The sequence below is a fragment of the Actinoalloteichus fjordicus genome (assembly GCF_001941625.1).
Classification (GTDB): Bacteria; Actinomycetota; Actinomycetes; order Mycobacteriales; family Pseudonocardiaceae; genus Actinoalloteichus_A; species Actinoalloteichus_A fjordicus.
Genome location: NZ_CP016076.1, coordinates 4749491 through 4768533 on the forward strand (window position 1 = coordinate 4749491; position 19043 = coordinate 4768533).

Below are 19043 nucleotides of genomic sequence, written 5' to 3' on the forward strand. Positions count from 1 at the left end.
ACCGCCGCTGGCGCACGGGTGCCGGGCTCGCTGCGGGCGCCCACACTCGTGGGCGGGCCGGACCTCGTCGACCTCAGTCGAGGTCGTGGCGAGGATCGACGACGCCGGAGCTGCCCGCGCCGCTGTCGGCCTGTTCCTCGGGAATGGACGATGCCTGCGCAACGCCCCGGGCCGCCAGAGGCGAGGCGACGCTCTCTGGCGCGGTGAGCGCGGCCGTGCCCTCGATGACCGCAGCAGGCGGGGCCCCGGAGTCGCCGGGCGTTTCAGCTCGGCCGGGCCGCTGGCGCAGACGGCAGCGCCTCGGCCGGGGCGGGTGGTCCGGGCTGGTCGGACGTCTCGGACGTCTCGGCAGGCGCTGGCTCCTCGGCATCGATGTCGGCATTCGCGCCGTGTGCCGCGGCGGCGAGTGCCGCGTCGATGCCCAGCCGATAGAGCCGGGTCGGCCTGCCCTTGCGGTGGGTCTGCGCGGTGCCGTCGGCGGTGACCAGTCCGCGCTCGCTGAGCCGACGGATCAGCCTGCGGCCGCTCGGATCGGTGATGCCCAGGACGTTGGCCAGCTCGCCCGGCGAGACCGCCTGTCCGTGCAGCGTCCGCTCCACGGCGGCCAGCCGGGAGATCGTCGCCGGGCTCAGCCCGACGCTGCGCGCCAGCCGCTCGATGTGCACGCCGTGATCGCGATAGGTGAAGGCCACCGGGCTGCCCTCCTGCCCCATCGGGCCGATGATCACCCCGGTGTCCTCGATGAGGTATCCGCAGGGCCTGCCCTCCGCCTCCGCGCGCGAGGCGGCCCGCTCGGCCAGGGAGACGCTGGTCCGCGCCGATCCGCCGATCCCGAAGCCCGCCGCGACGCGGACCCCCAGCAGTTCCTCGGCCTGGCTCAGCACCGGCACGCCGATCCAGTTGTTCGTGATCCGTTCGAATAAAGCCTTGTGCGCGAAGACGACCAGCCCGCGCCGTCCCCGGTTCTCCACCCAGGCCTCCGCCAGCTCCGGGGTGTTGAGCAGCAGGTTCATCAGGCCGACCCTGGCCCGATCGACGTCGACCTCCCTGGACTGTTCGGCCACCACGAACACCCCGGCGGCGAACCGGGAGGCGTTGGCCCGGTGAGACTGGATGCGCAGGGCCAGCTCGTGCAGCTCCGCGCGAATCGTCGACGGGACGGGTTGACTGCTCAGCACCTTGATCTCGCCGTCGAGTCGTCGCCGGACCTCCATCCGCATGGTGATGACCACCCCGTTCGCGTCGTCGTCGAGGACGCGGCGGTGGTGCTCGACGATGTCCGAGGTGCGCTGGCCGGGGGCGTAGGACAGCGCGGTCACGTCGTCGGCGGTCAGGCCCAGCGCCGTGCGCACCTCGATCACGGCATCGAGATCGAACGTGTCGACGCTGACTCGGCCCATTCCGGGAAATCGGGACCGGGCGGCGGAGAACGCCAGGGCCAGATCCAGCGCCGAGGGCCGGATGACGACCACGGGCAACGACTCGGGCAGCACGTCATGGCTGGCGTCGTAGGGCACCGGCCCGAGCAGCACGCCGTCGAGGTGCCGGGTGGCGATCAACGCGGCGACCAGACCGCGGATCTCGGCCTCCTCGTCGTAGATCACCCATTCCCAGGACACGCCGGTGAGCATCCGAGTCGCCTGCTCGAACACGGCACGCCGCTTGACGTGCACGATCAGACCGAGGACCACGCTCATGCCGCCACCAGAGAAGAGATCGTCGGGGGATCAGGACCGAAAATGGTTCGTTGACCCTACGCGGGTGTGCTTGCGGGACGAAAGGTCTGACCGAGGGACGCGGGGTCGGCGGCGACCGGTCACGCCGCAGGAAAGTCGTGCCGCATCGCTCTCGGGGCGGGCTCGTCGCGAGTGGTGTGCCGGTCGGAGTGGACCAGGATCGCGAGCGGCCCGGTCCGGCGCCGACGACGTGGGCAGGCCTGCACTGCGAGCGCGCCGCCGTGTTGATTCGCCGCTCCGGCATAATCGCGCGCCCGCGCGCGGAGACACGACCGCAGCGTCAGATACCTCGCGATCCGAAATGTGAACATGATCGCAAGGAGTCACGCGAAGGCGACACCGCGTGAGCCCACTGTTAGCTTGCCGATCATGACTTCTCCGCCCTTCCGCGCAGGTGACCCGATCGCCGGGCTCCGACGTTCCCTGGAAGACACCGTCGGCGACCTGACCCGGATGCAGGAGACGATCGACGCCCAGCTCGCCGAGGTCCGCTCCCGAACCGAACTGCTGCGGACTCGACGATTGGAGGGCACTTCCGACGCACGCCGCGTACACGCGGTCGTCGATGGTGAAGGCCTGCTTCAGGATCTGCGGATCGAGCCGGGAGCACTGCGCTCGTCACATCCCGGACGACTCGGGGGCGAGATCGTGCAGGCCGTCAGCCGGGCACGCGCCGCAGCCTCGGAGGAGAACCGGAAGGCCTTCCACGATCTGATGCCCGCGATGTTCCCCGCAGAAGGAGAATCCTGATGGCCGCGAGCGCCGAGATTCGCGCCCTGGTCGCCGAGATCGAGGCGGCCACGGCGGCCGCCCAGGCCCGAGCCGTCGAGCGGCAGAACGCCACCTACTCGGAACCGATCGGCTCCGAACTGGGCACCGTCACCGTCGGCGGACAGGGCGAGCTGCGAGCGGTCGACCTCGACACCCGGTCGCTCCGCTACACGAACGAATCGGCCCTGGCCGACGCGGTGAAGACCGCCGTCCAACGCGCCGAACGACGAGCCAGAGAGAGCACAGAAGCCTGATGATTGATTTTCACGTAGTCCCTGAGGCATTACGCGCCAACGTCAGAGAACTTCATGAAGTCGCTGAGGCATGGGCGGGGGCCAAAAGCAAACTCGAAGACCGACATCTGGCAACAGGTGATCTAGGGTACCTAGGCGATCAAGAGAACATCGTCTCGCTGTACAACGATGCCCTCAACGCCGTCCTCGAGCGACTACAGAGCGGATTCGAATCTCTGAACAACGCCACCGACGCACTCCGGGGGATCGCAGACGAATACGAGAGCCGAGATGCCGAGTTCTACGCCGAGTTCGGCTACATCAACGATCAGATCGACAGATAGGAGACCGAGCATGAGCCTGATCGAGACGAAATTACCCGGCTACGGTAGCGCCGCAGGAGCCGACACAGGCGATTTCCCCTACGAGTCGGCCGCCGTCGTAAACAACTGGGCACACCTTGCCGGAAATCTGGCCGTGTCACTAGCCCTCGACCAGGTTCGCCGCTGCCTCGGAGATTCGGCGAAAATCTCGGAGAGTTCACACCAGTGGAGCCCAGAGGCCGCGAAACTCATCATCGATGCTAAGGAAGGTCTATTCTCGGCCAGACTCGATCTCAATGCATACTGGGGAGGCAGGGCAGCCGAATCCTTCAGTTCCTACGTGGACCACCTGATCGACACAATCAACAACACTCATAGCATCATGCAGGATATGGCAACCCTCACAGACGAGCTGCGAGGTACCGTGGATGAGACATACAGCAGAGGGCTGGATTTCATTAAGGAATGTGCGACCGGAATTCTGGATGCCGCAGGCTCTGCGGCGCAGAGCTGGTACACGCTCTGGGGCGCGGTCTGCGGTGCCATATTGGAGATACTCTCCACATTCGCAGAATCAGTCATCACGTTGCTGCAAGATGCGATCGATGTGATGCGACGGTATGCAACCACTGGACGCCAGATCGGCGAAAAGGCCACGGATCTGCATGTTCCCGACCCACTACCATCGAATGCATCGGAACCAGGAAATTGGCACGTGAACCCCGCATGAACCCACAGGCAAGTCAACCTCGCCATCAAATCAAAAGGGCAATGATTAGCGGATTCCTCGGGGCCGCAGTACTCTGGACAGCTTCCTGCTCCACGATTTCGCCTGCAGCCGATCCAGACTATCAGGATAGGCTTCCTGACACCTGCTCCCACCACCTTGAGGACGCCCTCAAAAATTTCGCAGGCGAACTGTACGACCAACGGCGATTCGACAGCGAAGAAGACGCCTCAGAGGATGTCGGTAATCAGTCTCTCGGACTCATGAATTGCAGTGTCAGTTTCACCTCCGAAGACTTCGACAGCACAGAAGTTCCCATCGGACGGCATGCCGGGTTTGACTACAACATCGTCACGGAAGAACAGGGCACCGGCGACCCGGAAGAAGAAGCCACAGACAGGTACCTCAGAACACTAGATCGGGCACCGAACAGCGCGACCTTGCTGCCCATCCCGGGGTTGGGCGACGAAGCGCATTACTGGCATCAGGAAGAGGTTCCGACCGGGGCACACGTGTCGTTTCGCCAGCACAATCTCACGGTAAAGGTGACTGTGTGGGGGAACGACCGAAATTCGACAGGCGAAGAAGTGCCGATGCCGCAGCAGGAAGCGGAGGAGGCAGCCCGACATCTCGCCGAGGCGGTATTCGACAACCTCTGAACGCCACCCTCGCAAGGGCGCGAAAGTCGAGCACGGGGAACCTGATCGGTCCGACCTACGGCCCAATGGTTCGAGCCTGTCAAACTTCACCAGAGCAACAACCCAAACCATAAACTGCGCACTCGAAATCATGGAAGACTGCGCCCAGAACAGCCCAGATCTCACTACGAACACGCCAGCGGGAGGGCAGGTCTGCTCGCGCCGTGTTGAGCCGGGCCACGCACGTGCGGGGCGGGGCGGACCGCCGAGCACGCAGGACCCGGTGACCCGTCGGCATCGGGACAGGTCGTGCGGGGAGACGGGATGCCCGCACCTCCGACCCCGCCACACCCGACGAGGTCAGCGCGCTCTCGCCTCGGTGGTCGCCGGTCCGGTGTTCGGCTCGGCGCGGGCGGGGCCTGCCGCGCCGAGCCGGCCCCCACCCACGCGGATTCGCGCGGGTGGGGGCCGGGACGACTCCCCGCCCGGCTGGCTCGACCTCCGTCATCCTGATAGGACGGACGGGGCCGAGGTGTCCGGCGTCGAAGCCGCGTCCGCTCGCCTGCGCCGCTCCCACCGGCCCGCTCCCGTCGCCGCAGCCGGGCGACTCGGCACCGCCTGCCGGGCCGCCCGCCGAGTCCCGGCGCGGGGACCCGGCGGGTGTGCGGGCCTGCGGCTCGCCCGCGCAGGCGGCGGGCGCCATCCCCTCGGCCCGCCGAAGGACGATGGGAACCCGGTGCCCGGTGATCCGTCGAGGCGTTCCCGAGCCGGTCCCCCGGCAGTCGTCACTCCGCTTCTGCGGCGCCGGTGCGCCGATCGTGGTGGTCCAGCAGCCTGGCCAGCAGCTCGGTCAGCCGCCGTCGCTCCTCGGCGGACAGCGGTTCCAACAGTTCGTCCTGGGTCTCGGCGAGCCGCTTCTCCAGTCGCCGCAGCTGCCTGCCGCCCTCGGCGGTCAGCGAGATGATGTTGCGCCGTCGATCGGCGGGGTCCGGCGCGCGCTCGACCTGCTCACGGTCGGCCAGCTCGTTGATCGTCGCGACCATGTCGCTGAGGTGGATGCCGCTACGCCGCCCCAGCGCGGCCTGACTGGCCGGGCCGAACTCGTCCAGCGTCGCCAGCAGTCGGTAGTGGTAGCCGCGAGCGCCCGCTGAGGAGAACCCGTCGGACACCAGGCGGTGCGCGTGGCCCGCGGTCTGGGTGAGCAGCCAACTGGGCAGGCCCGTCCACCTGGCGGGCGGCTCCTCTGCCGGGCTCGTCATGCGGGAAGCCTATCGAACCGTTGGGACCACTAACGATTCTGCTATCGTTTGGAGCATAAACGTTAGACGGACGAACGTTCAGTCGCCGAATCAGTCCCGGAGGGCAGACCATGATCACGCCGTTCCGCATCGCCATCCCCCAGGCCGACCTCGACGACCTGACCGATCGGCTCTCCCGCACCCGCTGGCCGAACGAGATCGCCGACGCAGGCTGGGACTACGGCTTCCCGCTGGCGCGACTCAAGGAGCTGGCCGAGTACTGGCGCACCGGCTACGACTGGCGGAAGCACGAGGCGGAACTCAACGAGCTTCCGCACTTCACCACCGAGATCGACAGCCAGAACGTCCACTTCGTCCATGTCTCCTCGGCGCGGCCGGACGCGCTCGCGCTGATCCTCACCCACGGCTGGCCCGGCTCGTTCCTGGAGTTCCTCGACGTGATCGAGCCGCTGTCCCGCGACTTCCACCTGGTGATCCCGTCCATCCCCGGCTTCGGCTTCTCCGGGCCTACGCACGAGCGCGGGTGGGACGCCGTCCGCGTCGCGCGGGCCTGGGCCGAGCTGATGCGCCGCCTCGGGTATGAGCGCTACGGCGCGCAGGGCGGCGACTTCGGCTCGGGCATCTCCACGGCGCTCGGCGCGGTGGCCCCCGAGCAGGTCGTCGGGGTGCACGTCAACTACCTGCCGACCAGGCCGGTCGCCGACGCCGACATCGCGCTGTCCGAGACGGACGAGGCCCGGCTGGACAAGGTCCGGCAGCTGATGGCGAACCGTCCCCCGTACCAGGCGCTCCAGGCCCGCACCCCGCAGACCATCGGCTACGCGCTAACCGACTCGCCGGTCGGCCAGCTGGCCTGGATCGCCGAGCGCTTCGCCCAGTGGACGGATCCCCGCACCCCGATCGACGACGAGCGGATGCTCACCGACGTCTCGCTGTACTGGCTGACGGCCACGGCGGCCTCCTCGGCGCGGCTGCACCGCGAGACTCCTCGGCGGGTCGAGCCGTGCCCGGTGCCGCTCGGCGTCGCGGTGTTCGCGCACGACATCACGCAGTCGGTGCGACCGCTGGCCGAGCGGCTGTACGACATCCGGCACTGGTCGGAGTTCGAGCGCGGCGGCCACTTCGCCGCAATGGAGGTGCCGGAGCTGCTCGCCGAGGACGTCCGGAGGTTCTTCCGCTCCCGCATCACCGACGAGGACCGGGGCGCCGCTCGCTAGGCGACGTCGCCTGCCGCGCGCTACCGGGAATCCGACAGCTCGCGACCGGCGGACCGGTCCGGTCCCCGATCAGCCGAGAGCGCATCGCGAGCGCGCGTCCCCGGCTCCGCTCCGCCGATGCCCGCCGGCCGCTGCCGCCCTCGCGTCCGAGGTCGACGACCAGTCCGCGTTCTTGATCACGTCCATTGCGGACGAACGGCTGCCGTCTTTCGGATGGGATTGGCCAGGGTCTCCCCGAGTCGCCGAGGGTTCGGCGGCTCGGGTGCTTCGCCTGCCACGCGGGGTGCGGACTCGACGCGCGCTCAGCCCGCCTCGTCCCCGGTCGCCCACTCGACGAGTTCGACGGAGACTCCGTTGGGGTCGGTGATCATGAAGAGGCGCTCGCCCCAGGGCTCCTGCCGCAGCGGGAGGGTGATCTCGACGCCCTCGGCGCGCAGGCGGTCCTGCTCGCCCGCGAGGTCGTCGACGACGAAGGCGACGATCGTCCCGGCGGCCCGCTGCGCCCGCAAATGTGCGGGCAGCACCTCGATGCCTCGGCGCAGGAACACCAGGTTGACGGCGGCGTCCTCGCGGGTCAGGGACACGAAGCCGTCGGCGGCCATCGCCTCGGTGAACCCGAGGTGGCGGCGGAAGAAGTCGCGGGACGCGTCGACGTCCTCGACGGTGAAGGAGATGGCGGTGGATGAGATCTGCACGGCTGCTCCCGATGTCGTTCGCTGATCGCGAGGGGCGACGCCGCAGCCTCAGCAGCGTGGCACCATGACTACGTACAAAGTACACTATACCTTGTACGGAGTATGCCGTGAGAGGATCGCGCCATGGCCGAAGATCGCAGCGGCACGACCGATCCGGCCCGGACGCTGGCACTGCTGTGGCGGGAGCCCGGCACCGGGCGGCCCGCGCGGGGACCGCGGCAGGGGCTCACCGTCGACGCCGTGGTCGACACCGGGATCACCCTCGCCGACGGCGCCGGGCTCGACGCGCTGACCATGCGCCGCGTCGCCCAGTCCCTCGGCGTGGCGCCGATGTCGCTCTACACCTATGTCCGCAGCAAGGCCGAGCTGCTGGATCTGATGCTCGACGCCGTCTACCTGGCGATGCCGAGGCCCGACCACGTGGACCGGCCGTGGCGGGAGCGGGTGACGGCGGTCGCCGAGGGCAATCGCGCCCTGCTCGCCCGGCATCCCTGGGTCGCCGCCGCCTCCACGACCCGGCCGGTGCTGGGGCCGGGTCAGATGGCCAAGTACGAGCATGAGCTGCTGGCCTTCGAGGGCATCGGTTTGACCGACGTCGAGATGGACGCCGCCCTGACCTATCTGCTGGGCTTCGTGCACAACGTGGCGCGGCTGGCCATCGATCGAGAACTCGCGGCCCGCGACACCGCCATGAACGACGAGCAGTGGTGGGCGGCCAACGAGCCGCTGCTGGCGAAGGTCCTCGACCCGAGCCGCTTCCCGACGGCGGCGCGGGTCGGCACCGCAGCGGGTGAGGAACATCAGGCCGCCGCCGATCCCGACCACGCCTACGACTTCGGTCTTCAGCGGGTGTTGGACGGCTTCGCGGCGCTGCTCGCGGATCGCTGAGGCCGCTGAGGCCGCTGAGGCTGGTGGGGCTGGTGGGGCTGGTGGGGCCTGAGTCCGCTGAGGCCTGAGGCCTGCCAACGGAGATCGGCGCCGGGCGGGCCAGGGCCGTGACACCGCGGGCCGGCCCGGCCCGCCCACACCGTCGGAGCGGGCCGCCGCCGGATCTCGGCTGAGAAGGCGGCCGACGCGGGCGAGGCGGCAGCCCGGCCGCCACCTCGGCGACCGGACGACGACCGGCCCGCGGCCGCTGCCGCCCTGCCGCGATCTGGAGGTGAACTACCCGTCCCGCAACGATTCACAGCGGCCCGAAGACGACCTGGCAGCGACCTACCATGACTGGCAACGAGCTGCCACGACCTGACGGCGACCTACCGCGACCTACCGCGACCTCCGGCGACCTGCCGCCGCACCGCCGCACCGCCGCACCGCCGCACCGCCGCACCGCCGCACCGCCGCACCGATCAGAGCATCACCAGCAGCATGGCCCCCATCCCGATGCTCATCACCGCGTGACAGGCCGCTTCGAAGGCTTCGCCGCGCAGCGCACTCGCCGAGCCTGCCGCCGCGCCCGTACCGCCGGACTTCTCCCGGACGGCCGCAGCGAGCCCGACCGCACCGGCCCCGGTCGTCCCGCTCCCGCCGTCGACCTCGGCCGTCGCCCGGCCTGCCCACTCGGCACGGACCCACCCTGCGGCGGGCCGGGTCCCGGATTCCACGGCGAGGACGCCCTGCGCGGCGTCGACCGCTCCGGCGATCCAGCGCAGCGACGACAGGATGAGGTACAGCCCGATCAGTCCGGTGAGCACGGCGACGAGGGCGGACAGGCCCAGCCGCTCGGGGGCGACCGACACCGCGCCGAGGGTCGTGATGCCCTCGGCGGGCGAACCCAGGGCGGCGAGCGCGTGCACGTGGCCGCCGCTGCTCGAGGGTGCCGTCATCGCGGCGGGCATGATCGCCAGCATCCACACCATCGCCGCCGCCATCAGCGTGTGATGGACGTGCGCCGACGGCCCGGCGGCCTGCTCACGGCCCGCCCGCAGCCGCCCCACGGTCAGCGCGAGGAACCACGCGGTGGCGAGCGAGAACACGACGAGCTGTGGAGTGAGAGGGATGCTCATCCCCCACGGCCAGGTCATGGCGACCATCGCCGCGCACATCAGCACGTGGGCCAGGGCCGAGATCCGCGCGGGCAGACTCGGGCCGTCCGCCGGGCGTCCCACGAGCTGCCGCAGGAAGCCGAGCAGCGCGACGGCGAACCCGATGGTGAACAGCCAGCGCAGCAGGGGTCCGTCGACCATCAGGCACCTCCGGCGGTGTCGGTGTCGGTGCGGCCGGCCCCCGTGGTGGCGGGGTCGGCGGCGCCCCCACTCGGCGCTCCGACCACGGCCGAGGCCGCGTCGGCATCCGAGAGCGCGCCGATCTCCGTGCCGTCGTCAGGATCCGGCGGCGCCTCGATCGGCGCGGCGCGACGGCGGTCTCGGCGGCCGAGCAGGATGTCGATCAGCAGGAACACCAGCAGCGAGGCGCCGAGCAGCGGCAGGAAATAGGCGATGAGGACACCGAGGAGGATCACCGGCGCCAGCACTCGGCCGGGAATCCGCCGCCAGGCGCCTCGGGCGGGCGGCCTGCCGAAGGAGGAAGCGGCGGCCCGCGTCGGCCTGCGCAGCCACCACATCCGGTAGCCCCAGAAGATCACGCCGAGCAGCGACCCGGCCAGCAGCACCAGCACGGCCTGGTTCACCCAGCCGAAGAGGAAGCCCATGTGGGCGTCGATCCCCCAGCGGGCCAGTTTGGCCGCCAGCGGATAGTCGTCGAAGCGCAGCACCTCGAGGACCTCGCCGGTCGCCGGGTCGACGGCGGCCGAGTCCTGCTCGGTGGGCCAGACGCGGCCCTGTTCCGCCACTCGGTAGGCCGTGCCGGGCTCCTCGGGCGGGGTGATCTCCACGGGGCCGGTGAGCCCCGCCGCGACGACGGCCGCCCAGACCTGGTCCACGCCCACGTCGGCGCCGCCACCCGGCGGGGCAGACGTGTCGGCACCCGAGGCGGGCAGTTCGGTCGACACGGCGGGCGTGTCCCAGGACAGCGCCGCACGGAGCTGATTGACGTTCTCGCCCGCGAAGGTCGACCAGGTCAGTCCGGTGGCCGAGAGCAGGACGAGCCCGCCCGCCGCCCAGATGCCCACCGAGCCGTGCCAGGACATGGTGCGGCGGCGGCCCGCCGGACCACCCGAGGGCGCGAGGACGGCGCGGGCCCGCCGGTCGGACCGCCTGCGCAGCACCCACAGCACGGCTCCCACCGAGACGATCAGCCACAGCCAGCTCGCGGCGAGTTCGCTGTAGAGCCTGCCGACGTCGCCGAGGTGCAGTCCTCGGTGCAGCCAGTCGATCCAGCCGCGCACCGGCAGGGCCTGCCCGCTGCCGTAGGTCTCCAGGACGCCCCGGACCTCGGTCGTGTAGGGGTCGACGAAGACCGTGCGGTGATAGCTCTCCGGCAGGTCGGGGGCGTGGAAGATCACCTGCGTAGTGTCGGTCGCCGTCGGGCCCGGCCGGACGGATCTCATCTCGTCGTCGGGGCGGACGAGGCGGGCGGCCTCGACCTGGTCCGCGAGCGGCTGCGCGGTTCCGGTGGGGGACACGTGCAGTTCTCGGTCATAGACGGCCTGCTCGATCTGCGGGCTGAAGACATAGAGCAGCCCGGTGAGCGAGGCGATGATCAGCAGCGGCGCGACGAAGACGCCCGCGTAGAAGTGCAGCCGCAGCACCAGGGGCCGCAGGTGCGACCAGGCCGACGTCGTGGAGTCGCCGCCGCTCGCCGCCGGCGGGCCCGAGCCCGCATCGGGTGTCCCTGGCGGTTCCCCCGGCGGCGCGACATCGGCGGCGGCCCGCTCCGGCCCGCCGCCCTCCGACGCAGACCCGCCACGCCCGATCCCCGCTGAACTCGTGCTCATCTACGCTCCGTCCACTTCGCGACGCCGACCGCCGTCGTCAGACCGCACGGACCCTCGTCGCCGGGCGGACTCGATCTCGAACGGCGGAGACCGTCACCGCACAGGTCGTCGAACGGAGCCGGTTAGTTCCCGACGAACCGATCGAACATGTCGACGACCCGCCACCGAGGCGGCCGAACGACCGACCGGACGCCCCAGCGCCGGTCGGGCACCGAACACGGCCCGACGACGGCGGATCGACGACGGCAGGCACGGACGAGCGCACGGGCAGGCGCCCGAGGCCGGGCGGCTCAGCCCAGCGAAGCCTCGGTGCGCACCACGGGCTCCCGCTCCGCGACGACCTCGCGGGTCCGGTGGCCGATCACCGCGACCACGACGGTGGCCACGACGGACAGCAGCAGGGCGGCGGCGATGTGCCACAGCAGCAGGGCCGCGCCGACCAGCGCACCGAGCAGGATGAGGCCGACGGCGCCCACCCGGCGGGCCCACAGTCGCCCGTCGCCGCCCGCGAGGCGGGAGTCCGCCGCGAGGCCGGTCAGTGTCGAGGTCACCACGACCGTGGTGACGTCCTTGACGGCGAGGCGTCGGGCCGCTGCGGCCTGGATGCCCATCACCACGGCCGTGCCGGTGGTGATCACGGCGCCGAGCGGGTCTGCCGGGTGGGCCCCCGTGAACAGCAGGGCGCCGCTGAGCACCAGCAGGACTCCCGCGACGACCCCGAGCAGGGCGGTGGTGTGCGTCGTCCAGCCGGGTGCGGCCCTGCGCAGCACTCGGCCCGCGATGACGGCGCCGACGAGGTAGCCGACCAGCGCCAGCGCGGGCCGCAGTACGGGCAGCGGTTCGCCGCCGACGGTGACGCCGCCCTCCCCCGCGACGCCGTCGACCACGCCCATGCCGAGCAGCACGACGTTGCCGGTCATGTTGCCGACGAAGACCCGGTCGAGGCCGAGGTATCCGACGGCGTCGACCACCCCGGTGGAGAAGGTGAGCACCAGCATCAGCATCAGGTGGGTGCGTGCCCGACTGTCAGGCGTGCGACTCGTCAACTCGGTCGTCCCTGTTCTCGTCTGCTCCCGACGTCGCGGGAGGCATGGATATGCTTGTCGTCTGCCGTGCCGGACGTCCGCCGTTCCAGGCGTCTGCCCGCATGAGGGAGCTGTCGTTTCCGACGGCCGCCGTAGTAGGGGAATGCCGCATCAAGGGTCAGGAGCGCACCGTGACCAGCCTCAGCGAGCGGGTCGCAGGCCGAATCCGGCGCGACATCATCCGGGGCACCCTCGCGCCCGGAACGCGGGTCACCGAGGCCGCGCTGAGCGAGGCCTACGGCGTCTCGCGGGTCCCGATCCGAGAGGCGTTCCGGGTCCTGGAGACCGAGGGGTTCGTCGTGTCCCGCCCCTATGCGGGCTCGACCGTCGCGGCCCTGGACACCGCGGACGCCGACGACCTCTTCGCGGTGCGCGCGACGGTCGAGGAGCGCACGGCGCGCCGGGCGGCGGGCCGGGCCGACTCGGCGGCCGTGGCTCGACTGATGGCCGTCGTCGACGCGGGAGACTCCGCGCTGGCGGCGGGCAGGCGGCAGGATCTGACCGATCTGAACACGGCGTTCCACCTCGCCATCGCCGAGATCGCGGCGAATCCGAGCCTGACGGGGATGCTGCGACAACTCGCGGGCAAGATCGAGTGGATCTACGCTGCCGACGTGGCGGTGCGGGCGGAGAGCTCGTGGATCGAGCATCGGCTGATCGCCTCGGCGATCGAGACGGGCGACGTCGATGGTGCGGCCCTCCTCATGCGCCGTCATGTCGAGAACTCCCGGCACGGATACCTGCTCCGCCACGGCTGACCCCGACGCGGTCGACCCGGCGAGGCGAGTCGCCGTGCTGTGACGTAACCCGGCACCGACCGGTCTGCCACGACACCCGCTCGGCCGCGCCGCCCAGGCGATGACGAGACCGGCACGAAGCGGGCGCTCCCGTAGCGCGACGAATCGTATACAAAGATGACTCAATCGGGAAGTCGCCGTCCAAATGGTGCAACCGAACCCATTGCACCTGCGGAAACATCATGGAAACATCGTCCACCTAAGGTCTAGGATCGTATACATTCCTGATGTTGTAGCGAGGTCCCACATGACCCACCCGGATCTGCGCCCCGCCGCGCCTTCGTGGCGTGCCGGCAGGCGTGCCCGGCGTCGAGGCCGCGTCTGCGCGGCGGTCGGCGCGGCGCTGGCGACCCTGGTCGCGAGCGCCTGCGTCCCGGTTCAGCCGCCGCCGCCAGCAGGCGAGCGTTCGGACGTCACCGGGTCGCCGGTGGGCGACACCCCGGTGCGCGAGGGCGGCGATCTGGTGATGGGCCTCTCGGCCGAGCCGGACCAGCTCGACCCGACGACGTCGACCTCGCTCTACACCCGGTATGTCATGAGCAGCGTCTGCGAGAAGCTCTACGACCTCGACGCCGAGGGCGAACTGGTCCCCCAGCTGGCCAGCGAGCTGCCGACGGTCTCCGGCGACGGACTCAGCGTCACCATCCCGCTGCGCACGGGCGCCGTCTTCGCCGACGGCGCACCCTTCGACGCCGAGGCGGTCCGCACGACACTGCTCCGCCACCTGGAGAAGGAGGACTCGGCCCGGCGCGCGGAGCTGGGGCCGATCGAGTCCATCGAGGTGCTCGACGAGGAGCAGGTGGTGCTGCACTACGCCGAACCCTTCGCGCCGATCACCGGCGCCCTGGCCGACCGGGCGGGCATGATCCTCTCTCCTGACGCGCTCGCCGAGCACCCTGACGACTTCGGCTCCCACCCGGTGTGCGTCGGCCCGTTCCGCTTCGTCGACCGCATCCCGCAGACCTCGATCAGTGTGGAACGCGATCCGCTGTACTACGACGCCGACCAGGTCCACCTCGACACGATCACCTACCGGATCATGTCCGACGCCTCGATCAGGGCGGCGAACCTGCGCTCCGGCGACGTGCAGGTGATCGACCGGGTCTCCACCACCGAGGTGGATGCGCTCGCGCTGGAAGACGGCATCGACGTGCTTCAGATCGGCTCGCTGGGCTATCAGGGCGTCACGTTCAACGTCGGCAACGTCGCGGGTGTGGGCGCCGAGACCGGCGAGATCGACACGCCACTGGCCGCCGACCCTCGGGTGCGGCAGGCGTTCTCCCACGCCGTCGACCGGGACGCGCTGGTCAACTCGGTGTTCAACAACTGGTTCGAGCCCGCCTGCTCCCCGATCTCCCCGGCGAGCCCGTTCACCAGCGAGGCGAGCGAGGCCTGCCCGGAGCACGATCCCGAGGAGTCGCGCAGGCTGCTCGCCGAGGCGGGCGTCGAGACGCCGTACCGGATCAGACTCCAGGCCGCCAACAACCCGGACACGCTGCGGTTCTCCCAGGCCTTGCAGGCCTCGGTCGGCGAGGGCGGCTTCGAGATCGAGATCGTGCCGGTGGAGTACTCCACCCTGCTCGACGTCCAGGCCAACGGCACCTTCGACGCCGTCCAGCTCGGCTGGTCCGGGCGGATCGACCCGAACAACAACATCAGGACGTTCATGGAGACCGGCGCGGGCAGCAACTACGCCGGCTACAGCACGCCCGAGGTCGACGAGTTGCTGGCCGAGGCGGCCGAGGTCGACGACGTGGAGCGCCGAGCCGAGCTGTACGGGGAGATCGTGACGATCCTCCAGCAGGACAACCCGATCGTCTACCTGTATCGCGAACGCAACCTCACTGCGCACAGCGAAGACCTCGTCGGCGTGGAGGTCTACGCCGACGGCGTCATCCGCCTGGGCCACGCCGCCTTCCGAGCCGAGGAGGACTGACGTGGGCCGCTATCTGCTCACCAGAACCTGGCAGTCACTGGTCACCCTGCTGTTGGCCTCGATGGTCGTCTTCCTCGGCGTCCGCGCCCTGCCCGGCGACCCCGCGCTGGCCATGGCAGGTGAGGAGGCGAACCCCGAGCAGCTGGCCGCCATCCGGGCGAACCTCGGGCTGGACGACTCGCTGCTCGTGCAGTACTGGCGGTTCCTCACCAACACCCTGAGCGGCGACCTCGGCGAGTCGGTCCGCACCGGTACACCCGTCACCGAGCTGATCGCCACCACCCTGCCGGTGACCATCGAGCTGTCGGTCTACGCCCTCATCGTGGCGATGCTGTTCGGCATCGGCGCCGGGGTCGTCGCGGCGGTGTTCCGTGGTCGCTGGCCGGAGTGGACCGCCAACGGCTTCGCCCTGGTCTCGCTGTCGGTGCCGAACTTCTGGCTGGGCATCCTCGCGATCCTGTACCTGGCGGTGGGCCTGGGCTGGTTCCCGGCCTCCGGCTACGTCTCGCCGTGGGAGGACCCGCTGCGCGGCCTGCTGCACCTGACGCTGCCCGCCATCATCCTGGGCACCGGCATCGCGGGGGTGGTGATGCGGCAGACCCGCGCCTCGATGCTGGAGACGCTCACCGCCGACTACGTCCGCACCGCCAGGGCCAAGGGCCTCGGCCGGGGCACCGTGCTGATGCGGTATGCGCTGCGGAACAGCCTCATCACCGTGGTCACGATCGTCGGGCTTCAGCTCGGCGGGCTGATCTCGGGCGCCGTGGTCACCGAGCGGATCTTCGGACTGCCCGGCTTCGGCAAGCTCACCCTGGACTCCGTCTTCAGCCGGGACTACCCGGTGATCCAGGCCGTGGTCCTGGTGGTGACGGCGGCCTACATCCTGATCAACCTCGCCGTGGACGTCCTCTACACGCTGATCGACCCGCGAATCCGAGTGGGAGGCAAGGCCTGATGTCCACCGTCCCCGAGCCCGTGCAGGTCGACCTCGCCCAGGTGCGAGGGCGCGTGCTGCGCGACATCCTGCGCAACCCGCTGGGCGTCACCGGCGGTGTGCTGCTGCTCGTGGTGATCGCGGCGGCGCTGCTGGCCCCGTGGATCGCGCCCTACTCGCCCGCCGAGGTGCACTTCGACGCACCGTTCCAGCAGCCGCTGACGATCGGCTACGCGCTGGGCACCGACGATCTCGGCCGCGACATCCTCTCCAGGCTCCTGCACGGGGCGCGGACGTCGTTGCAGGTCGGCGGGCTGTCGGTGCTGCTGGCAATCATGATCGGGACCCCGCTGGGGCTGCTGGCGGGCTTCTGGCCCGTGCTCGATGCGATCGTGTCGCGGCTGACCGACCTGATGCTGGCCTTCCCGTTCCTCGTGCTGGCCGTCGGCCTGGCCGCCATCAACGGCCCGAGCCTGACCAACGCGGCGATCGCGCTGGGCGTCGCGCAGATCCCCACCATGATCCGAGTGGTCCGGGCCGAGACGCTGCGGTTCAAGGGCAAGGACTTCGTGCTCGCGGCCCGAGGCCTGGACGCCTCGGGGCCCCGCATCCTCGCCCAGCACATCCTGCCCAACGCGACCTCGGCGATCATCGTCCAGGCCACCGTGATCATGCCCGTGGCGGTCATCGGCGAGGCGACGCTGTCCTTCCTCGGCCTGGGCATCCAGCCGCCCACCCCGAGCTTGGGCGTGATGCTCGCCGACGCCCAGCAGTACCTGGTGCGCGCCCCCACGGCGGCGATCTTCCCGGGCCTGGTGATCCTGCTGATCTGTCTTGGCTTCAACCTGTTCGGCGACGCCCTGCGCGACGCACTCGACCCGACCACTCGACGCTGAGGACCTACTCGTGACCTTCGTCCCCCCGCCCGCGATGACCAGCCGCCCCACTCTCCAGGGCACGTTCGGCATGGCGGCGACGACCCACTGGACCGCCTCCGCCACCGCGCAGGCCGTGCTGGAGCGGGGCGGCAACGCCTTCGACGCCGCCGTGGCCGCAGGCTTCGTCCTGCACGTGGTGGAGCCGCACCTCAACGGTCCCGGCGGCGACCTCACCGGGGTGTTCACCACGGCGGCGGACCCGAGTCCGCAGGTGCTGGTGGGTCAGGGACCTGCACCGCAGGGCGCGACGATCGAGCACTACCGCGCGGAGGGGCTCGATCTCGTCCCCGGCGCCGGGGCGTTGGGCGCTGCGGTGCCCGCCGCCGTCGACGCCTGGTTCGTGCTGCTGCGCGACCACGGGACGTGGGAACTCGCCGACGTCCTGGAGTTCGCGATCGGCTACGCCCGCGACGGCCACCCCGTGCTGGCGCGGGTGTGCGCGACGATCGCCGGGGTCTCGGAGCTGTTCGCCGAGCACTGGCCGACCTCCGCCGAGCTGTGGGCGCCCGAGGGCCGGGCTCCCGAGCCCGGTGAGCTGGTGCGGCTGCCCGCCTATGCCCGCGTGCTGCAACGGCTGGTCGAGGCCGGTGCCGACGCGACGGATCGAGTGGGGCGCATCGAGGCCGCCCGGTCGGCATGGCGAGAGGGCTTCGTCGCCGAGGCCGTCGAGGAGTTCGTGCGCACCCCCCACCGGCACGCCTCGGGCACCGACCACGCAGGCGTGATCACGGCGGCGGACTTCGCCGGGTTCTCGGCGGGCTACGAGCCCGCCGTGACGGTGGAGTTCCGAGGTCACACGATCGCCAAGACCGGCTTCTGGGGCCAGGGGCCTGCGTTGTTGCAGACGCTGGCCATCCTGGAGGGCTTCACCGACGCCGAGATCGATCCGAGCACCGCAGCGGGCGCCCACCGGATCGTCGAGGCGTTGAAGCTGGCGCTCGCCGACCGGGACGCCTACTACGGCGACGGCGAGGGTGCGCTCGCCCCGCCTGCCGAGACGCTGCTGTCTGCGGAGTACGCCGCCGAGCGTCGGGCGCTGATCGGCGAGACCGCCTCGGCCGAGCTGCGACCGGGCGTACTGCCCGGTCGGACGGCCTACCAGCCGCCGCTGCGCGTGACCTACGACGTCTCCGGCGCGGGCGCCGCCGCAGGCGAGCCGACCGTCAGCCGCGCGGGCGAGACGAAGGGCGACACGTGTCATGTCGACGTCGTCGACAAGTGGGGCAACCTGGTCTCGGTGACGCCGTCGGGCGGCTGGCTCCAGTCCTCCCCCACCATCCCCGAGCTCGGCTTCTGCCTGGGCACGCGGCTGCAGATGACCTGGTTGGATGAGGACTCGCCCTCAGGCCTGCGCCCGGGGCAGCGGCCGCGCACCACGCTGACGCCGACCCTCGTGCTGCGCGACGGCGTGCCGGTGACCGCGCTCGGCTCGCCCGGCGGCGACCAGCAGGACCAGTGGCAGCTGCTCTACCTGCTGCGGACCATCGTCGGCGGGTACACGCCGCAGCAGGCGATCGACGCCCCGGCCTTCCACACCACCTCGATGCCCGGCTCCTTCTGGCCGCGCACCTGGACCCCCGGCGAGATCGTCGTCGAGGACCGCATCGGCGAGGAGGTCATCGCGGAACTGACCCGCCTCGGGCATCTCGTCACCAGGGCCGGCGACTGGGCGCTGGGCAGGCTGTCCTCGGTGTCCAGAGACCCGGCCACCGGAGTGCTGACGGCAGCGGCGAACCCCCGCGGCATGCAGGGCTACGCCGTCGGACGCTGATCGACGGCGCGCGGGCGGACGAGGGGCTCCGCCCGCGCGCACCGGTCCGACGGCACTACGGCAGACCGAGGCCGTGGCGCGAACACCGAGAGCCCCGCACGACGGCAGCCCACCGGGCAGCGGCGCCCCGCGGAACGCGATGCAAGAA

Annotated in this window: 18 protein-coding genes; 12 read left to right on the top strand and 6 right to left on the bottom strand. The window is 70.6% G+C overall.

Features of this window, described 5'->3' with window-relative positions; genetic code table 11:
• Positions 1 to 263 precede the first annotated feature (263 nt).
• On the bottom strand, positions 264 to 1697 hold the full coding sequence (locus UA74_RS20155; protein ID WP_075765178.1) for a MarR family transcriptional regulator: 1434 nt from the start codon (positions 1695 to 1697) through the stop codon (positions 264 to 266).
• 408 nt (positions 1698 to 2105) lie between these two features.
• Between UA74_RS20155 and UA74_RS20160 the strand changes: the two genes are divergently transcribed.
• From UA74_RS20160 to UA74_RS32220, 5 genes are read left to right on the top strand one after another with little or no spacing between them, the layout of a single operon-like run.
• Positions 2106 to 2486 (top strand): YbaB/EbfC family nucleoid-associated protein, encoded by a 381-nt coding sequence (locus tag UA74_RS20160; RefSeq protein WP_075741658.1) that lies wholly within the window; start codon positions 2106 to 2108, stop codon positions 2484 to 2486.
• Entirely contained in the window at positions 2486 to 2761 is a 276-nt protein-coding gene (locus tag UA74_RS20165; RefSeq protein WP_075765180.1) for a YbaB/EbfC family nucleoid-associated protein, read from the top strand. Before UA74_RS20160 ends, UA74_RS20165 begins: the two co-directional genes overlap by 1 nt.
• A complete protein-coding gene (locus UA74_RS20170) occupies positions 2761 to 3084 on the top strand; it encodes a hypothetical protein (protein ID WP_075765182.1) in 324 nt (107 codons plus the stop codon). Before UA74_RS20165 ends, UA74_RS20170 begins: the two co-directional genes overlap by 1 nt.
• Before the next feature lie 10 nt (positions 3085 to 3094).
• Positions 3095 to 3793, top strand: coding sequence for a hypothetical protein (locus tag UA74_RS32215; RefSeq protein WP_157442291.1), 699 nt, complete (start codon positions 3095 to 3097; stop codon positions 3791 to 3793).
• Entirely contained in the window at positions 3790 to 4449 is a 660-nt protein-coding gene (locus tag UA74_RS32220) for a hypothetical protein (protein WP_157442292.1), read from the top strand. Before UA74_RS32215 ends, UA74_RS32220 begins: the two co-directional genes overlap by 4 nt.
• A 764-nt stretch (positions 4450 to 5213) precedes the next feature.
• On the opposite strand, the gene UA74_RS20175 is transcribed toward UA74_RS32220, so the two are convergent.
• Positions 5214 to 5687: a MarR family winged helix-turn-helix transcriptional regulator gene (locus UA74_RS20175; RefSeq protein ID WP_075765184.1), complete on the bottom strand. Its 474-nt coding sequence runs from the start codon at positions 5685 to 5687 to the stop codon at positions 5214 to 5216.
• Between the two features lie 110 nt (positions 5688 to 5797).
• Between UA74_RS20175 and UA74_RS20180 the strand changes: the two genes are divergently transcribed.
• Complete coding sequence (locus tag UA74_RS20180) at positions 5798 to 6904, top strand: epoxide hydrolase family protein (RefSeq protein WP_075741664.1); 1107 nt, start codon at positions 5798 to 5800, stop codon at positions 6902 to 6904.
• Positions 6905 to 7206: 302 nt separating this feature from the next.
• Here UA74_RS20180 and UA74_RS20185 read toward each other — a convergent pair whose 3' ends face one another.
• Positions 7207 to 7599, bottom strand: a complete 393-nt coding sequence (locus tag UA74_RS20185; RefSeq protein WP_075741665.1) for a VOC family protein — start codon at positions 7597 to 7599, stop codon at positions 7207 to 7209.
• A 123-nt stretch (positions 7600 to 7722) separates the two neighbouring features.
• Here UA74_RS20185 and UA74_RS20190 point away from each other — a divergent pair, with 123 nt between their 5' ends.
• Positions 7723 to 8487 carry a TetR/AcrR family transcriptional regulator gene (locus UA74_RS20190; protein WP_075741666.1) on the top strand — a complete coding sequence of 255 codons (765 nt, stop codon included), beginning with the start codon at positions 7723 to 7725 and terminating at the stop codon, positions 8485 to 8487.
• 461 nt (positions 8488 to 8948) lie between these two features.
• Here the strand turns inward: UA74_RS20190 and UA74_RS20195 are convergent, their stop codons facing one another.
• From UA74_RS20195 to UA74_RS20205, 3 genes are all read right to left on the bottom strand, one after another.
• Entirely contained in the window at positions 8949 to 9785 is an 837-nt protein-coding gene (locus tag UA74_RS20195; RefSeq protein WP_075765186.1) for a DUF5134 domain-containing protein, read from the bottom strand.
• Positions 9785 to 11434, bottom strand: coding sequence for a PepSY-associated TM helix domain-containing protein (locus tag UA74_RS20200; RefSeq protein ID WP_083683393.1), 1650 nt, complete (start codon positions 11432 to 11434; stop codon positions 9785 to 9787). Before UA74_RS20200 ends, UA74_RS20195 begins: the two co-directional genes overlap by 1 nt.
• A 290-nt stretch (positions 11435 to 11724) precedes the next feature.
• The gene (locus UA74_RS20205; RefSeq protein WP_232237344.1) at positions 11725 to 12480 is read right to left on the bottom strand and encodes a YoaK family protein; all 756 of its coding nucleotides are present in this window, start codon (positions 12478 to 12480) and stop codon (positions 11725 to 11727) included.
• 170 nt (positions 12481 to 12650) lie between these two features.
• Between UA74_RS20205 and UA74_RS20210 the strand changes: the two genes are divergently transcribed.
• The 5 genes from UA74_RS20210 (at position 12651) to UA74_RS20230 (ending at position 18895) form a co-directional block, all read left to right on the top strand.
• Positions 12651 to 13277, top strand: coding sequence for a GntR family transcriptional regulator (locus UA74_RS20210; RefSeq protein WP_075744021.1), 627 nt, complete (start codon positions 12651 to 12653; stop codon positions 13275 to 13277).
• A gap of 286 nt (positions 13278 to 13563) precedes the next feature.
• Positions 13564 to 15252, top strand: a complete 1689-nt coding sequence (locus UA74_RS20215) for an ABC transporter substrate-binding protein (protein WP_083683396.1) — start codon at positions 13564 to 13566, stop codon at positions 15250 to 15252.
• Between the two features lies 1 nt (position 15253).
• Positions 15254 to 16207: an ABC transporter permease gene (locus UA74_RS20220; protein WP_075765192.1), complete on the top strand. Its 954-nt coding sequence runs from the start codon at positions 15254 to 15256 to the stop codon at positions 16205 to 16207.
• Positions 16207 to 17082 (top strand): ABC transporter permease, encoded by an 876-nt coding sequence (locus UA74_RS20225; RefSeq protein WP_075765194.1) that lies wholly within the window; start codon positions 16207 to 16209, stop codon positions 17080 to 17082. Before UA74_RS20220 ends, UA74_RS20225 begins: the two co-directional genes overlap by 1 nt.
• Before the next feature lie 34 nt (positions 17083 to 17116).
• Positions 17117 to 18895 (top strand): gamma-glutamyltransferase family protein, encoded by a 1779-nt coding sequence (locus UA74_RS20230; RefSeq protein WP_232237859.1) that lies wholly within the window; start codon positions 17117 to 17119, stop codon positions 18893 to 18895.
• Positions 18896 to 19043 lie beyond the last annotated feature (148 nt).

Bases quoted from the DNA above. Each gene is read 5' to 3' on its own strand.
- UA74_RS20155 (WP_075765178.1), bottom strand. From the start codon at position 1,697: ATGAGCGTGGTCCTCGGTCTGATCGTGCACGTCAAGCGGCGTGCCGTG.
- UA74_RS20160 (WP_075741658.1), top strand. From the start codon at position 2,106: ATGACTTCTCCGCCCTTCCGCGCAGGTGACCCGATCGCCGGGCTCCGA.
- UA74_RS20165 (WP_075765180.1), top strand. From the start codon at position 2,486: ATGGCCGCGAGCGCCGAGATTCGCGCCCTGGTCGCCGAGATCGAGGCG.
- UA74_RS20170 (WP_075765182.1), top strand. From the start codon at position 2,761: ATGATTGATTTTCACGTAGTCCCTGAGGCATTACGCGCCAACGTCAGA.
- UA74_RS32215 (WP_157442291.1), top strand. From the start codon at position 3,095: ATGAGCCTGATCGAGACGAAATTACCCGGCTACGGTAGCGCCGCAGGA.
- UA74_RS32220 (WP_157442292.1), top strand. From the start codon at position 3,790: ATGAACCCACAGGCAAGTCAACCTCGCCATCAAATCAAAAGGGCAATG.
- UA74_RS20175 (WP_075765184.1), bottom strand. From the start codon at position 5,687: ATGACGAGCCCGGCAGAGGAGCCGCCCGCCAGGTGGACGGGCCTGCCC.
- UA74_RS20180 (WP_075741664.1), top strand. From the start codon at position 5,798: ATGATCACGCCGTTCCGCATCGCCATCCCCCAGGCCGACCTCGACGAC.
- UA74_RS20190 (WP_075741666.1), top strand. From the start codon at position 7,723: ATGGCCGAAGATCGCAGCGGCACGACCGATCCGGCCCGGACGCTGGCA.
- UA74_RS20195 (WP_075765186.1), bottom strand. From the start codon at position 9,785: ATGGTCGACGGACCCCTGCTGCGCTGGCTGTTCACCATCGGGTTCGCC.
- UA74_RS20200 (WP_083683393.1), bottom strand. From the start codon at position 11,434: ATGAGCACGAGTTCAGCGGGGATCGGGCGTGGCGGGTCTGCGTCGGAG.
- UA74_RS20215 (WP_083683396.1), top strand. From the start codon at position 13,564: ATGACCCACCCGGATCTGCGCCCCGCCGCGCCTTCGTGGCGTGCCGGC.
- UA74_RS20225 (WP_075765194.1), top strand. From the start codon at position 16,207: ATGTCCACCGTCCCCGAGCCCGTGCAGGTCGACCTCGCCCAGGTGCGA.
- UA74_RS20230 (WP_232237859.1), top strand. From the start codon at position 17,117: ATGACCAGCCGCCCCACTCTCCAGGGCACGTTCGGCATGGCGGCGACG.